We start from the raw sequence: 14,096 nt of genomic DNA on the forward strand, positions 1-14,096 counted from the left end.
CCGGAGCGGTCGTGTCAAGATCGCGCATTATCGCGGGATGGGCGGGCGTTAGAGGGCTGAAGGCCTGCTAAAGCCTCGCGCTGACGCGTAAACGCAAAAGGCTGAATCTCATTCGGCCTGCTCAATGGGTGCCGCTGCTGGGGGCGTTCGTGCTCAAGGCCGCACTCTTGGTCAGTGAGAACTGGCTGAATGGAGCCGGGCCCCAGTAGGCGACGCCTACAAGGGCCCGTGAGCGGGGAACCCCGGTCTTAGCTATGGCAGGCGGGCCGGGGCTTCCTCATGTCTGAAGGTACACGCTTCACGGCGCTGTATGGCGGTGAGCGTCGTTCGTTGGGGTGATGATCGCACGCATTCGAACACCACCCCATAACTAGAAAAATCTTGGATGCTTGGAACACCCAGACCGAACCCCATTCGGCAGTAACAAGCCAGGCGGACGCCGCGATACACACGCCATGCAGAAACGGAGACTCATACCCAGCATAGCCCGCGCCTTCGTATACGGCCTCCTTGCAGCCGTCGTCATCTTCGGCCTGCCCTACCTCACGAACGACGACGGCACCCCGCTGATTCCGGCCCCAACCTGGCTGATGGTCCTCATAGGAGCACTCATCTTTGCAGTGGGCCTCATTTTGGAATTAACTGCCGAGACATCACACAGACTCGCGGACCCAGCGCAGATCTTGCGCGAGCGCATCACCAACGTAAACAGAGCTTTCGACGACGCCGTGAACCTCATGGCCGACCTCCAGGCCGAACTGACTCGACAACAGGTCGCGCACCAGGCAGTCATTGCCGCCGCCGAGAAACAGAAGCGCCTCCTCGAAGTCGACCTGGAACAAGCTGAGAAGATCAACCAGCTCCTTCGAGGAGACGCCATCCGAGCCCGCCGCCGCGAGATCGCCCTCTTCGCCGCCGGCATGCTCTGCTCAATCCCCATCGGCTTCGCCGTCAACTGGCTGAGCTAGCCTGGCCGTCGCCAGGCCCCGGCCAATCCACCGCCTCAGGGGGTTGTGATGATTACGCGCCCGGTCGCCGCGAGGTTGCCGTCGTTGTCCGCTTCGTTGCATCGGCTGGTGCCACAGGTGCCGCCGGATGTCCTGATCGACGGGCCGGCGCGCTCTATCTGTCATGAACGACATGAACCCGCTCTCCGCTTTGCCGCCCGAGTTGCTCGCTGAGATGGGCCCCGGGGAACGCCTCACATACCTGTTGGCCTTGGACGAGGACCCGCCACCAGTGCCCTGGTGGGCCGCCATGCTGCTCGCTACTCGAACATAGTCGCAGGTCAGTTACATTGTGGCGTGGCAGTCTGGCGTGGGCCTCGCGGTATCGAGGTGGAAGTGATCGTGCTCGGCAAGGCCGCGCGCCTCCGCGTCACCCAGGTCCTCGGCGGCCGGCGCTGGCACGTCGCCAACTGCCGAACGATCCGCGAGGTTGAGCAGCACGTCGACCTGGCAGACCTGGTCGAGGTCATCGCGTTCCCGGCCGGGGCCACCCTAGGCGATTAAGTGATCAATTACTTTGGTCGGTAATTCCGCATATAAGTGGATATGTTCAGACTCGGGCGCTTTTCGTATGGCGGCGCAACTGCCGAGTCCGATGATTCAAAAGCGGGTATATGGTGTTTGATCGTGAACACTCTTCGCGATCAAGGGATCTCGACGACCGATAGCGAGATCCTCGAACACCGGGTGTTGTTCATGCTCGATGAGCACGAACGCAACCACCCGGGGACGGCCCCTCGACTGGGGGAGCTCGCCGAGGCGGCGACGGACGAGCCGACGCTCTGGTCGAGCATCGACGACCATGGGGCGCTGGTCATGTCCACCCTTGAAACTCAGGGTCTTGTGCGTGTGGGCCGCACCATGGGGCCGCCGTCATCCCATGCCCTCCGACTCCTCCCTCTCGGGAAGACGGAGGCAGCACGCCAGAAGCAGCAGCGGGAATCAGTCGCAGCACGCAGGAATGCAGGCCGTTGCGCCCTGCTTTTCTGGCTCTATAACGAGGACGCGGCAGGAAACACGGGGCCGGTCGAGTTCACGCGCTTCTTGGAGTACCCCCTCTCTTACTTCTGGGGATTCAAGCTGGACGCAAGTGACGTCGAACACTGCGTGCGTTGGCTCTCGGAAAAAGGTCTCGCCACCATGGTGGCCGCCTGGGGTAACGGTGGAGGAATCGCCCACATCACAGTCGAGGGCATCGACTGCATCGAACAGTACAGCGGAGAGATCGGGGCATACATGAAGGGGCGATCTGGCAGCGGGCAGAGCATCTCCATCGGAGACAACTTCACCGGCCAGTTCGGAGCGGCCCACCAGGGGTCGGTTCAGCAGACACAGAACCAGAAGGTCGACGTCGAGGGGATTTCCAAGGTCCTCGGAGGCATTCGGGCCGGCATCCCCGCGCTGGGGTTGGACGCCGAAGACGCCGCCGAACTCGAAGGCGTCATCGTGGACATCGAAAAGCGTGGCGGTTCCGGTGAGCTCGACGCGCCCACTGCCAAGACGCGCATGGAGCGCGTGAGGGAGATCGTCGGCCGATCGACCACCGCCCTCGGGCCAACCTTCGTCGCTGCCGCTGAAGCGCTGATCACGAACATCGGTGCATGACCCGACGACGAAACACCAGCTCACAACCAGTGTCGCCCTCAGACCGCCAGCAGAAACGCTGACGGTTAATGGCACGGAAAGGCCCCGGCCGGAACGAATCCCTCGGCCGGGGCACGGCTAAGGCCGTAACATGGAACTGTGCAGCACCTTTAGCAGGGCGCTGGATCAGTCAGAATCGATCACCTCCAGAGAGCACCTCAGGAGCGACGACGATCTGACAACTCGTCGGCTCGGCGGGAACCGAGCTCGGCGAGAGCAGGGCATACAGCGCGGCTCCAACCGCGATGAGCCCAGTGAGGCGGACGGTCGCGGGCGTGCTCCTCAGAGCCTCCCGCACCGTCCGGCCTCCCTCCTGAACCGCAGCAACAGCCGCATCGGCCGGCTGCTCACCTGGCGGCGCTCCTGTCTCCTCCGCTGGTCTGACCAGCGGAGACTCCTCAGAATCCATCGTCGGTACGATTCCCTTCCACGACGTCGTCAACGGCGTCGTAAAGTTGCTGCGCTGCCCTAATACGCGAAAAGCGCCCCGGCGACCCCTCTTCAAAACGGCTGTCCGGTCAGCCAGAAGAGAAATACGCACGCAGCGCTTCTTTCTTATTAAGTTGTATTTAACCCCGGTTACTGCAGGCTGACCTGACCCTATGACCGGAAGGGCCTGCCTGTTTCCCGTTCCCTACAGGCAAGGTCTCACCACCTCCAAGTGTGCCACACCCGTCCCCATGCTGCGCGCCGAAAACCCTTACCTCGTCGGCGATACCGCCAATACCAAGATCAACAACCTTTGGGAGGGCGACGCCAACCGCACACGCCGGACCCGTATGGCCGGCCCTGAGGCACGCCAAAACCCCGCCCCCACGCAGTCGGCGCGGGCGGGGCATCGTGTTCTCCATCTCTCGGTGAGGGCTGTCACTCGTCTGTGGCGAGGCGGCTGACCATCTCGTCCAAGGAAGGGAGCCGGTTGATGGCGTCCCTCTGTCGCTCCATGCGCCGTTCGTAGTCGTGTTCAATGCCTTCAGGTCCGGCGTGCCACAGCACCTTGTGCATGAGCGGAGCTGGGTCGGAGCCCATGAGCGGGACGTATCTCTCGCGCAGGCCCATCACCGCCGCCGGTGGCCATTGCGTGTAGAGCACCATGACCTGTGTCATCCGCGGCATCAGTGCTCGGCCAACGTGCCGGGCGGTCGACGGCATGACGCCGTTGCATGATCGGCAGAGCAGACCCCGGACCAGTCCCGTCGAGTGGTCATGGTCAAGGAACAGGCGCTCGTTCGTTAATCGGCATGCGGCACATCGGCCGTCGTGCGCGGCGCGGAAGGCAAGCTCTGCGTCCTCCCGTTCTTGGGTGCTCAGGTCCGGCAGCGCGTTCCGCCAGCGCAGATAGGCAATGACGTTGTGGCGCATCAGGCCGGCCCGCTCGCTGGGGTGACCTGCAGGAGTCCACCCGGCTGGAGTTCAGGGATGTGGCGGTAGAGCGTGGCCCGCGATACGCCGAGGAGCTTCGCGATGCTCGACACGGTTTCCTCGGGCTGGGTCAACAGCCGGCGGGCGCGCGCGATCGTCTCTGCGTCCATAGCGCGGGGTCGACCGAGCTGCTGCCCGCGAGCGCGTGCGGCCGCGAGGCCTTCCTTGGTGCCCTCGACGATGAGTTCGCGGATGAACTCGGCGAGCGCGGCGAACACGTGGAAGACGAGCCGGCCGCCGGGGGTGGTGGTGTCGAGCGCTTCGTGGAGGGACCGGAAGCCGACGCCGCGGCGTCGGAGTTCGGCCACGATGGTGATGAGGTCCTGGAGGCTGCGGCCGAGCCGGTCGAGGGAGAGTACGACGAGTGTGTCGCCGGGCCGGAGGTAGTCGAGGCACGCCGCCAGCTCGGGTCGGTCGGTGTTCTTGCCGGAGAGCTTGTCGAAGAAGACGCGGATGCAGCCGGCCTTGGTGAGCGCGATGTCCTGCCGGTCGAGGTTCTGCTCGCGGGTGGAGACCCGGCCGTAGCCGACGAATGTTCCGGTGAGGTTGATCGGTTCGGCGAGGTTGAGATCGTCGGGCGGATTCATGGCTCTCCGGTGTCGCTCGAAGGGGGGTTGTGGGCTTCTGAGACATCAAGATTTCTGAACACGTCTGTGAAACACGGATCGGGCCTCGGATGGGCTCCGGACAGAGCCGCGCGGATCTTGTCCGGAAACGGTCGATTCCGCACAAGATCGAGTCCGTCGGGTCACTCCGTCCGTCCGGGTGGGAGCGCCCGATAGTTCCGTGGGCGACGGACCGAAGCCGAGCCCGGCTCGGATTCATCGACACGTTCGGCCTCAACTCGCACCGGGCCCCCGCGCCGGGAGAGCAGCACCTCGAAGACAACCCGTCCGCCGCCGCGGCGGTGCTCCAACGTGGTCGGCCCCCCGACGGCCAGATCGGGGTGGCTTCGAAGGTGGGGGAGAAGGATGGCGACGATGTCGCCGACCTCGTCGGGGTCGTCAGACATGATGCGTACCTGGGCCATGACGGTCGCCTACTTCCGGTCGGCCATGACCTCGACGTCGTCGATCAGCGGCTCTGCGTGCGCCTGCTCGGTCAGGAACGTGTGGACCTCGCGCCAGTCGGCGAGGGGGTGAACCTTCTTCGAGTTGGCGATGGTGCGCCAGCCAGCCAGTTGGCACCGCCACGTGCTGCTGTCGGAGTCGGGGTACCAGGTGGTTCCCACTTCGATGTGGTCGGGGCCTTCCACGAGGAAGTGGACCTCGGCGAAACCGAGCTCGTCCAGCCAGTCCGGGCTGCTGTGCTTGACGGTCACCCGGGGGAGGCTGCGCCCGGCGTCGATCGCCTCCTGGATGGGGGTCGGGAGTAATCCGGTGGTCATCAGGATCCGTTCGGTTGGGGTTACATCTCGGACAGGGTGCGCTGCACTGCTTGCTGTGGGCCGCCCTGGGCGCCCCGCCCGGCCGGCCTCCGAGAGGTGGCCGGGAGGGGACCCGGAGCGACCGCCGCTACGCGGCGGCGGGAAGCTGCTTCCGCTGCTGCTTCTTGCCGCCCTCGTTGACCTGGTCCTTGAAGTCGGCGCCGGGCCGGAACTTCGGGGCCCAGCTCTCGGCGACCTGGATCGGCTCGCCCGTGGAGGGGTTGCGCCCGGTGCGGGCCGGCTTGTGCGCCATCTCGAAGGCGCCGAAGCCGGTGATGGTCACCTTGTCGCCGTTGGCGACGGCCTGCTGGATCGTGTCGATGACGGCGTTGATGGCTTCGGTCGCCGTCTTCTTGTCGCCGACGCGGTCGGCGATGGCGTCCACGAGTTCCTTCTTGTTCATGTTGTTCCTTCCGTGGTGGTGGGTGGTGGGGAAGTCGGTGGGTGTGCTGGCACCTACTCGGCGTCGTCGTCCTCGAAGTCGTCCTCGAAGGGGTCGGCGGAGATCGGGCTGAATCCGCCGCCGAGGCCCAGCATGGCCAGGGCGTCCTCGTTGGATTCGGGGCGATAAGGCGTGGTCATGTCGATCTCCTGTGGTGGTCGGGGTGGGTGGCGTCGGCTTCGGCCCCCCGGACACCCGCCCGGCCCGGGGAAGTGGGTCAGGCGGGTCTCCGCAGGGTCGGCGCTTACGGCAGGGCGTACAGGCCATGGCCTTCGCGGACGACAAGCTCCTGGTCGGCCAGCGCGCCGAGGGCGTTGCGCACCGAGCCGAGCCGGACGGCCTTGCCGCCGTCCTCGGACACGGCGGCGAGCACCTCGTCGGCAGTGGAGGGGCCCTCGAAAGCGGCGAGCGCGGCGAGCACCCGGTCTTCCAGACGGGACGAAGGCTTTCGCTTGCCGTTGGCGAGCGGGGGGACGGCCTTCGCCTCCTTCTCCGTCTCGTCCCTGAGTTCGGCGCAGAGTTTCTCCATGGCGGCCGGGTCGTTGCGTGCGGCGTAGGCCGCGCCGGCGGCGTCGCGCGAGGCGTCTTCGAGGCGAGCCGGCTCACCGGGCCCGTACAGCGCGAGAATCTCCGGGTCCAAGCCGGGGGTAGGCGCGATCGAGCCGATCCGGAAGTGCCGCATCATCGAGGTCGGGTGCGGGCCGGACAGCAGGTAGGCGGTGCCCTGCGTTCCCGGTGCGTCGTCCTCGTCCTCGGCGGCCGGGTCGAACTGGCTGACGAGGGTGTGCGGCCGGAGCGTTTTCGGGATCGGCATGAGCTGGGCGTCGGCCGGGAGCAGGCCGTCCCCCACGAGCTGACGCATCATGCTGCTGCTCCAGCGGAGCAGGGTGACCTCGCCCTCTTTCAGCATCGCGCGCAGGGTGTCGCTGCCGCCGAGCTCTTCCAAGTGCGACGCCTGGGCGTCCAGCTCGACGCCGACGCCGACCGAGCGGCCGGTCCTGCCCAATTCCTTGATGAGCCTGGTCGCCTCCTCGCGGTATGGCGAGCCCCGCTCCAGCAGGCGGTTCGCCTCGTCGATCCGCACGGAGATCAGCGGGTCGGGCTGGCCGATGAGGAAGGCGTTGCGGCCGAGCGCCTTGTAGCGGCGTTGCCGCTCCTCGGCGATGGCGACGGCCGCGCGCAGCATCAGGATCGCCTCCTCCTGCGTGGTGGCGTGCCAGTCGACCTGACCGGCCGCCTCGGGAGCGGACTGGCCGCCCTTCAGGTCGGCGAACCAGGAGACGATCCGGTTGCGCTTTTCGCACGCCAGCACGTACTGGACCACCCGCGACTTGCCGGCCCCGGTCGTGCCGAACACGAGGGCGCGCTGGGCGGAACCGGTGGACGGGTCGAACAGGCGCCGGCGGGCGGGACGCCCGTTGTGGTAGCGGCCCACGACGATCCGGCCGTGCCGGTCCATCAGCATGTCGTCAGGGGAGGGAGGCGGCATGACGGCCAGCGGGTTGGCCGGATAGATCGTCACCAGCGCCCGGCGGGAGTCGTCGGTCTCCACGACCACGCGGGTCGGATCGTCGACCCCCAGCGCCGAGCACAGCTTCCTCAAGTCGTAGCTGATGACCTGACCTTGCGGCACTTCGAGCGTCAGCTCGACGACGTCGCGGATGGCGGCGAGGTTCACGAGTCCTGCCCTCCCTGTCCGCCAGGCTGGCCAACCCGAACGCCCGTCAGGACGGCTCCGGGCATGGCGGCCGGGGCGATGCGCTGGGCCCAGACCGCCGCCGGATCGCGGGTCTCCGCCGCAGCGCCGATCGTCAGGGATCGGACACCGGAACCGCGGCCCGGGATGGGCTTAACCGCGATCTGCTCTTCGGGGACGTCGGTGAGCGCCGACAGGGCGCGGATGTTGACGTCGGGTACGGCCGTGCCGGGCATCGCGGCGCGGATGACGGCCCTGATCACCGACTCGCCGATCCACTCGATGTCGTCCAGGAAGGTCCCGGCCGCTGGACCGCCGTCGACCGCGACCTTCCGCGCCCACCACGCCGCGACCGGGTGCTCGTCGACCGGGCCTTGCTCGATCGGCAGCGACGGCCGGAGCCGGGGCGGGGGAGGGGCGACCATGTGGCGGGCGTACCGGGCCGGGCGAAGCACCCACGTGCCGGTCACCCAGACGCCGAGGCCGAGTGCTTCCAACCAGTACGGGCCGGATAGCAGGAGCAGGCCGGCCAGGCTGACCCCGGGTCCTGCGTAGAGGGCGGTCGCGGCGGCCCGCTGGTGCCCGTCGGTCTTCCAGACCCGAAGCGTCCACAGGCCGCCCGCGAGCAGCGCCGCGTCGGCGAGCAGACTCACGCCGGTCAGCGAGTCGGTGAACATGCCGATCGCCGCCGCGGCGGCCCCGGCCAGGGTCGTCACCCGGCCCACCGCGCTGCGGATCGTGTCCAGGCGGCGATGGGCCCGTGTCACGATCTCCCACTGCGGGACCGTCACATCCACCCGCGGTAGGGGTGGGGGCGCCGACGGTCGGCGTTCGAGGGTCACGGCAACCTCCTCAGCGGTTGGAGTAGAAGCGGGCGTCGGCCATGGGGACAGGCATCGTTCGGGCGGCCTCGGCGACCGTCCCGTAGTCGGCCTTGTGCGCATCCGACGTCCGGATGAATGCGGCGGCGAGTTCCTCCGCGGCTTCGGCCATCGCGTCGGCGTCGGCCAGCACCGACCGCATGACGGCGGCGGCGTCCCGGTGCTCGCCGATGGTGTCGACGTCGACCTCCAGCGCGGCCATCTGCTCGGCCAGCCGATCGGTAGAGGCGGCGCAGCCATCGACGTACCGGTAGGTGGCCCGCACCTGCTGGCTCAGGCCCTTCAGCTTGAGGCCGGCCATCGCGAGCTGGACCACGAGGACGGTGAACTTCACTGCGTCCTCGATGAGGCTGCCGCCCGCTGCGACCGCGTTGCCCGTTGAGGCTCTCTCCATGTCCATCGGGGTCTCCTACTCGCCGTGGTATTCGCGTTCGGCGGGCCGGGTGTGGCCGGCGTCGCGGACGGCGTCGGCGAGCGGTCGATGCCGTGCTTCGGCGTTGGCGCCGGCGGTCCGGATCGCCTCGGCGGCTGCGGGCAGCTTGGCGGCGATGGTCTCGGCCTTGGCTTTGACCGTGAGGGTGATCTCCATGAGGGTCGTCACCATTCCGGCCAGCACGCCGGGCACCTTCAGCTCGACGACCTTGGCGTGGAGCATCTCCAGGCGGGTCATCAGCAGCTCGCACCCGGCGACGGTCGCGCGGGCCTCGTCCACTCCGGCCGTGATCTCGTCGGCCATGTCGGCGTCGGCGTCGATGACGTCGTAGACGGTGAGCTCGGCGTCTCCGTACTGCGTCGGCTTGACCGGCGTGGTGGCCATGCTCGGCGTTCCTTCCTGGTGGTGCGGCGTCTCGGCGGGGGGCAACTGCAACTGGGACGGCTCCAGCGCCTGTCGCTGCGTCGGCTCTGGCCGCACGACCTCCACCTCGACCTCGAAGTGGTCGGCCTGGTCGGTCCACGGCGGCGGCCGCATCCACTCCTCCCACGGCCGCCACGACTCCTGGTCGCCGTCGCCGCTGGGCCCGGAGTCGACGATCGGCTCCTCTTCTCGGCGCCGACGCCACCGTGCCAGCCAGTCCGGGGTCGCCCGCCACCACCGACGACGGCGGCGCTCCGGGCCCTGCTCGCGGTTGGACTTCCGTCGCCCGTCGCGTTCGCGGCGGCGTTCCCGGCGGTCACCGGACGACTCGCCGCGGCGCCGGCTCCTGAACCATCGCTTCTTCTTGCCGGTGGTGTCCGTCTCGGCCTTGGCCCGCTTCCAGCGCTTACGACCGGTGAGTTCCGGCTGGGCGTCGGCGTTGGCCGGGTCCTTGGGCGCCGCCTTCCATCTCCACCTGCCGCTCCCGGCCCCGGGCTTGTCGCCGCCGCGGCGCCGCTTCTTGTCGCGCTTCTTCTGGTCGCTCTGCTCTGTGGTGGTGTCCGGCGTCTCGTTCTGGATGCAGGGCTCAGTGTTGGCGCGCTTCAGCTTGCGGCGTGCCTTCTTCCGGCCGCGCCGCTCTGCCTTGGCGAGCTTCCGGGCGAGCGACTTCGACTTCGAGTCGCGCTCCTGAGACTGCCGCTTACCGTCCTTATCGGCCTTCGGCGCCGGGCCACCGCTCGGCGAGGCAGCCGGACGGCCGGGCGGGCGCCGATCCCCGGGACGGCTCGACGGCCCGGTGCCGCCTCCGCCGCCACTGGGTCTGCGCCCGGACGGCGACTCCTGGCGAGAACGCGACGTGCCCCCGGCGCCGCCCCCTCTGGGAGCGCCACTGCCGCCGCTGGATCCGGAGGCGGACCGGCCGCCAGCCTTATCGGCATTCGCCCGCGCACGGTCGGCCTGCGCCTGGCGCTGCCGGGCCCGATGCCACATCCCCTGCGCCGCGGCAACACCCATCGCGGTGACCAACGCCATCGCGAGCTGCACCGTCTCCCGGGCGGTCGGATTGTCCGGGTCCTCCATGGCCACCGGGGAGAAGGCTCCGTCGTCCTCGGCGAGCTCGCGCGGGCTCGGGACCGCGGGCAGGGTGAGCGTCGGCGGGGGTGCCATCTCGTTGGCCCACGGCAGCTCTGGCCACGCGTCGGCGGGACGCTCGCCCCCGGCGAACGGGCGCGGGCCCGGCGAATCCGAGGTGTCGAACGAGCTCGGCATGAAGACGCGCGGGAAGTTAAAGACGTTGGCGCCGCCGTTCTCGTCGTCGTTTCGGGTCATCTCCTCCTCCTTCCTGGGTGTTGCTCTGGGTGACCGGATCGGGGATACTCGCGCGTCGCGCGTACGCGCGTCGCGCCTTACGCGTACGCGAGGGCCTCGCGGCGGATGAACATGAAGATGCGCTTCACGCTGCGTGACGCGCGATCTCTGCGCGCTCCCGCTGCTCGGCCCACGTCGCGAGCAGCGTGGCGAGCTCGTGCATCGCCTGCTGATCGCCAGCGCGCTGAGCCCGTCGGGCCGCCGCCCGCGCCCGGTCGAAACACACCTGGGCGAGAGCGGCGTCCGACGTCACGCCCTGAAGTCGGCTGTTCCAGAACTGCGCCAGGTTGTCGAGTCGGCGGCGGGCGGCGGGCGACAGCTTGGTCACGCGGACCTGCCTTTCTTCTGGATGAGGTCGAGGAAGCTCTCGTCGGCCGCCGGCCGGGCCGCTGGGCGTGCCGACGGCCTGGAGCTGCTGCTTCGCGCGGGCTGGGCCGGCGACTGCGGGAGTGCCAGCCGCCGACTTACTCGGGCCTCCTTGGCGGCGCGGCGCCGGGCCGGAACCTCGTGGTAGTTGCGCCGGTAGCGGGCCTCCAGTTGGAAGGTCGCCCTCGCCGCGTCCTCCATGAATCCCTGGATGTCGCGGAAGGCGGCGACCGTGCGACGGTGCCGCCACCCGGCTTCGGCCGAGCCGTACTCCTCGGGCGGGTTGGCCTCCCACATGGCTTCGGCTTCCCGGCGGATTCCGGCGATGTAGTCGGCGTACTCCGTCAGGGCCCGGCGAATCTGGGCGGTGAGCGTGGCCACGGCTTCCGGGCTTTTCAGCATGTCCCCCGACCACTTGTTCACGCCGGACGCCTCCCCTCGGCGATCAGACCGGGGCTGGACAGCAGCGCCATCGGGACCGCGCCCACGGGCGGGAGCTGCCCGTGCCGGTCGAGCTCGTGCCGCAGGTATATGAGCGGGTCCGCCTCCCCGAGTTGGGCTCCCGCGACGGCCGCCCTGGCGGCGGCCAGGAGCCCGGCGTGCTCGGCGGTGAGCAGAGCGAGTCGGTCGGCGATGGTCATCGCGTTGACCTCGGGCATTAGATGTCCTCCTCATCAGAGCAGTCGCAGACGATCCACTCGTCGTGCCAGTCGTAGAGACCCCGGCCGGCCAGGTAGACGATCAAACCGGCCAGGGTGACGGGGATACCGAGCAGCGGGTGAGCCCCGTAGAAGGCGCAGGCCCAGGTGACGCAGATCAGCGCAGTCCAGAACTCCCACCAGGCGGGGGCGTGGTGCAGGGCGAGTAGCCGCCAGAGCGTGTAGTGCGGGAAGAAGGGCATCACGCACCTCGCCGACTGCGGCGCTGGTCGTGCAGGGCAAAGTACTCGGGCGTCCCGAACTCGGGGCAGGAGCACGGGGCCATCTGGCAGAGGACGCACCGGATGTGCGAGGCGTCCAACGCGCCGGAGGTGTAAGCGTCGAAGTCGGGTGACCATTCGGCGCCGAGGGCGGCCAGGATCTCGATCGGATTCACCGGACACCCCCAGCCGCCAACACCGGAAGTGAGCACTGGGCGATCAGGGTCTCGGCGAAGTACCGGAAGATCTCGGCGACCACAGGGGCGCCGAGCAGGTCCACCCACGACTCCGCGCTGAGACCGGCGGCCTGGGCGTACTGGGCGAACGTGGTCTCGTAGAGGCGGGCTTCGGGACCGAAGTCTGCCTCCATCTGGCGCGGGATGGCGTTGACGGGGCGGTCGCCATGGATGTCGAGAAACCTGCCGTCGGGGGTGACGACGCCAGCGTGCGCCCACATCCACTCCCCGTTCACGAGCTGGTCCACCATGCCGAGTGGCCAGCCGACAAGCTCGTGCATTGCGGCAGCGAGATAGAAGCACTTGGCGAAGCCGAACAGTTCGACCGCATCCTCGTTGATAACGCCGGGGCGGATCCAGAACTCTTTCCAGCCATACCGGCAAGAGGGCTCGTCCATCGTGAGGGTGATGGACACGTCGGTCAGCAGGCGACCGGCAGCGAGGCGGCTCAGCTCGGGGTAGCGGGAGTTGATGTTCATGCCGAGGCCGCCTTCTTGCTGGCGGGCGTGAGGGCCCGGCGGGTGCGCCCGTCGAGTTCGGCTTCCCACTTCGCCCGCATGGTGCGCCCCCAGGACTCGGCGCACCCTCCGGCCTTGGCGAGTTCGACGCCGCTCGGGATGCGGCGGTCCTCTTTAACCACGCGGTCGAAGTAGGCCTTCATGGCGTCAGTGGCGTTCTGGCTGACGGGCTCGGTGACGGGGGTGTCGCCCCGGAGGGCCGCGATGACCTCGTCGGCTTCCTTCTCGGCGTCGCCGCCCGTCACCCCGACCGTCAGGTGCCCGTCAGTGACGGTCCGGGTGACGCTCTCGGTGACGGCGTCGGGCTCGATCGGGGGCACCAACGCCATCCGGCGCGTCACCTCCTCCGCCACCCTCCCCGTCAGTTCGTCCGTCATGGGGCGGTCGAGACTTGCCCACGGCGGGACAGCGACGCGGTCGACGAGCGTCGCACCGCCAAAGAGCGCATCGACCTGAGCGAGCATCGCGCGCTGCATCGTCTCGTCCTGGGCGAGGCCGGTGTGCTCCACGGCCTGGTCGATGCGGCGGTCGAGCTTGGCCAGCGCGCGGGCGACCTGCTTGTCGGAGGCCCCGGCCGCCTTCAGCGTGCGGGCCTTCTTCGCGGCTAACGCGACCCGGGTCAGGCGACGGTGAGCGTCCACCTGGGAGGCGGTGCGGTCGGACGACTCGGCAAGTCCGAGGAAGACCATCGCGCGCTCGGGGGTGAGCCGCCAGTGGATGCGGCTCTTGCCAGTGAGGCGGGCCCGCTCGATCGACATGCCGCGCTCCCACAGCCAGGCGGCGATCAGGGGAGCGGCGATACGGAAGAGAACCTCGGGCAGGCTGTGGGCTTCGGTCGCGGCGAGTACGGCGGAAACCGCGGTGAGGATCCAGACGGCCAGGCCGTCGATGCCGGCGGGCCGCTTCTCGCGCATGTTGCGGCGGGCCCGGATCGCCGACGTCACGACGGCGATCTCGACGAAGGCGAACATCAGGGCTCGCAGGGCCCAGTGCACGTGGGGGAGGACCTGCTCCAGGAACGACCACATGCCCTGGCCGGCCACGATGGTGGCGATCGTGGCCGCGACCATGGTGAGCCGGTCTTCGATCGGGTTGTCCGCCTGGCGGGCCTTACGGCGCTCCGCCTTCCGTGCGTCGGCCTCGTCCTTGAGGCGCTGCTTCTCGGCGCGGCGCGCGGAGTCGAGGGCGATACGCGCCTGCTCGGCCCGGGTCGCAGCCTCGGCGGCGACCGCCTGAGCTGAGGCCTTGGCGGCTGCACGCTCTTCACGGCTGCGCACGAGGGGCCGTCGGCCCGTGCTCGCGGTTTCGTGTGCGG

At 68.6% G+C, this 14,096-nt stretch carries 19 protein-coding genes; 3 read left to right on the top strand and 16 right to left on the bottom strand.

The features are described 5' to 3' along the window. Positions 1-455: 455 nt before the first annotated feature. The 3 genes from GT755_RS12405 to GT755_RS12415 all read left to right on the top strand — a co-directional run bounded on the left by GT755_RS12405 (position 456) and on the right by GT755_RS12415 (position 2,612). Entirely contained in the window at positions 456-968 is a 513-nt protein-coding gene (locus GT755_RS12405) for a hypothetical protein (RefSeq protein ID WP_161479854.1), read from the top strand. A gap of 336 nt (positions 969-1,304) precedes the next feature. Next, positions 1,305-1,511 (top strand): hypothetical protein, encoded by a 207-nt coding sequence (locus tag GT755_RS12410; RefSeq protein ID WP_161479855.1) that lies wholly within the window; start codon positions 1,305-1,307, stop codon positions 1,509-1,511. Positions 1,512-1,634: 123 nt separating this feature from the next. Further along, positions 1,635-2,612, top strand: a complete 978-nt coding sequence (locus GT755_RS12415; protein ID WP_161479856.1) for a hypothetical protein — start codon at positions 1,635-1,637, stop codon at positions 2,610-2,612. Between the two features lie 906 nt (positions 2,613-3,518). Here GT755_RS12415 and GT755_RS12420 read toward each other — a convergent pair. From GT755_RS12420 to GT755_RS12490, 16 genes are all read right to left on the bottom strand, one after another. Then, positions 3,519-4,013, bottom strand: a complete 495-nt coding sequence (locus tag GT755_RS12420; protein ID WP_161479857.1) for an endonuclease domain-containing protein — start codon at positions 4,011-4,013, stop codon at positions 3,519-3,521. Continuing rightward, positions 4,013-4,660 (bottom strand): recombinase family protein, encoded by a 648-nt coding sequence (locus GT755_RS12425; RefSeq protein ID WP_161479858.1) that lies wholly within the window; start codon positions 4,658-4,660, stop codon positions 4,013-4,015. The genes GT755_RS12420 and GT755_RS12425 overlap by 1 nt, the downstream gene beginning before the upstream one ends. 452 nt (positions 4,661-5,112) lie before the next feature. Then, complete coding sequence (locus tag GT755_RS12430) at positions 5,113-5,460, bottom strand: hypothetical protein (RefSeq protein ID WP_161479859.1); 348 nt, start codon at positions 5,458-5,460, stop codon at positions 5,113-5,115. A 127-nt stretch (positions 5,461-5,587) separates the two neighbouring features. Beyond that, on the bottom strand, positions 5,588-5,902 hold the full coding sequence (locus tag GT755_RS12435) for an HU family DNA-binding protein (RefSeq protein ID WP_161479860.1): 315 nt from the start codon (positions 5,900-5,902) through the stop codon (positions 5,588-5,590). Between the two features lie 53 nt (positions 5,903-5,955). Continuing rightward, positions 5,956-6,081, bottom strand: a complete 126-nt coding sequence (locus tag GT755_RS40530; protein WP_268903222.1) for a hypothetical protein — start codon at positions 6,079-6,081, stop codon at positions 5,956-5,958. A 104-nt stretch (positions 6,082-6,185) separates the two neighbouring features. Next, a complete protein-coding gene (locus GT755_RS12440) occupies positions 6,186-7,619 on the bottom strand; it encodes a DNA/RNA helicase domain-containing protein (protein WP_202609913.1) in 1,434 nt (477 codons plus the stop codon). Beyond that, positions 7,616-8,479, bottom strand: a complete 864-nt coding sequence (locus tag GT755_RS12445; protein WP_161479861.1) for a hypothetical protein — start codon at positions 8,477-8,479, stop codon at positions 7,616-7,618. The genes GT755_RS12440 and GT755_RS12445 overlap by 4 nt, the downstream gene beginning before the upstream one ends. A 10-nt stretch (positions 8,480-8,489) precedes the next feature. Further along, complete coding sequence (locus GT755_RS12450; protein WP_161479862.1) at positions 8,490-8,918, bottom strand: hypothetical protein; 429 nt, start codon at positions 8,916-8,918, stop codon at positions 8,490-8,492. Between the two features lie 9 nt (positions 8,919-8,927). Continuing rightward, the gene (locus GT755_RS12455; RefSeq protein WP_161479863.1) at positions 8,928-10,703 is read right to left on the bottom strand and encodes a hypothetical protein; all 1,776 of its coding nucleotides are present in this window, start codon (positions 10,701-10,703) and stop codon (positions 8,928-8,930) included. 124 nt (positions 10,704-10,827) lie between these two features. Continuing rightward, entirely contained in the window at positions 10,828-11,070 is a 243-nt protein-coding gene (locus GT755_RS12460; RefSeq protein WP_161479864.1) for a hypothetical protein, read from the bottom strand. Next, positions 11,067-11,531, bottom strand: a complete 465-nt coding sequence (locus tag GT755_RS12465) for a hypothetical protein (protein WP_161479865.1) — start codon at positions 11,529-11,531, stop codon at positions 11,067-11,069. Before GT755_RS12465 ends, GT755_RS12460 begins: the two co-directional genes overlap by 4 nt. Next, positions 11,528-11,767, bottom strand: a complete 240-nt coding sequence (locus GT755_RS12470) for a hypothetical protein (RefSeq protein ID WP_161479866.1) — start codon at positions 11,765-11,767, stop codon at positions 11,528-11,530. Before GT755_RS12470 ends, GT755_RS12465 begins: the two co-directional genes overlap by 4 nt. Beyond that, positions 11,767-12,009 carry a hypothetical protein gene (locus tag GT755_RS12475; RefSeq protein WP_161479867.1) on the bottom strand — a complete coding sequence of 81 codons (243 nt, stop codon included), beginning with the start codon at positions 12,007-12,009 and terminating at the stop codon, positions 11,767-11,769. Before GT755_RS12475 ends, GT755_RS12470 begins: the two co-directional genes overlap by 1 nt. Then, positions 12,009-12,203, bottom strand: a complete 195-nt coding sequence (locus tag GT755_RS12480; RefSeq protein WP_161479868.1) for a hypothetical protein — start codon at positions 12,201-12,203, stop codon at positions 12,009-12,011. Before GT755_RS12480 ends, GT755_RS12475 begins: the two co-directional genes overlap by 1 nt. Then, positions 12,200-12,742 (bottom strand): hypothetical protein, encoded by a 543-nt coding sequence (locus tag GT755_RS12485; RefSeq protein ID WP_161479869.1) that lies wholly within the window; start codon positions 12,740-12,742, stop codon positions 12,200-12,202. The genes GT755_RS12480 and GT755_RS12485 overlap by 4 nt, the downstream gene beginning before the upstream one ends. Further along, complete coding sequence (locus tag GT755_RS12490) at positions 12,739-14,058, bottom strand: hypothetical protein (protein ID WP_161479870.1); 1,320 nt, start codon at positions 14,056-14,058, stop codon at positions 12,739-12,741. Before GT755_RS12490 ends, GT755_RS12485 begins: the two co-directional genes overlap by 4 nt. Positions 14,059-14,096: the final 38 nt, after the last annotated feature.

This window comes from Herbidospora solisilvae, from assembly GCF_009901565.1.
GTDB lineage: Bacteria > Actinomycetota > Actinomycetes > Streptosporangiales > Streptosporangiaceae > Herbidospora > Herbidospora solisilvae.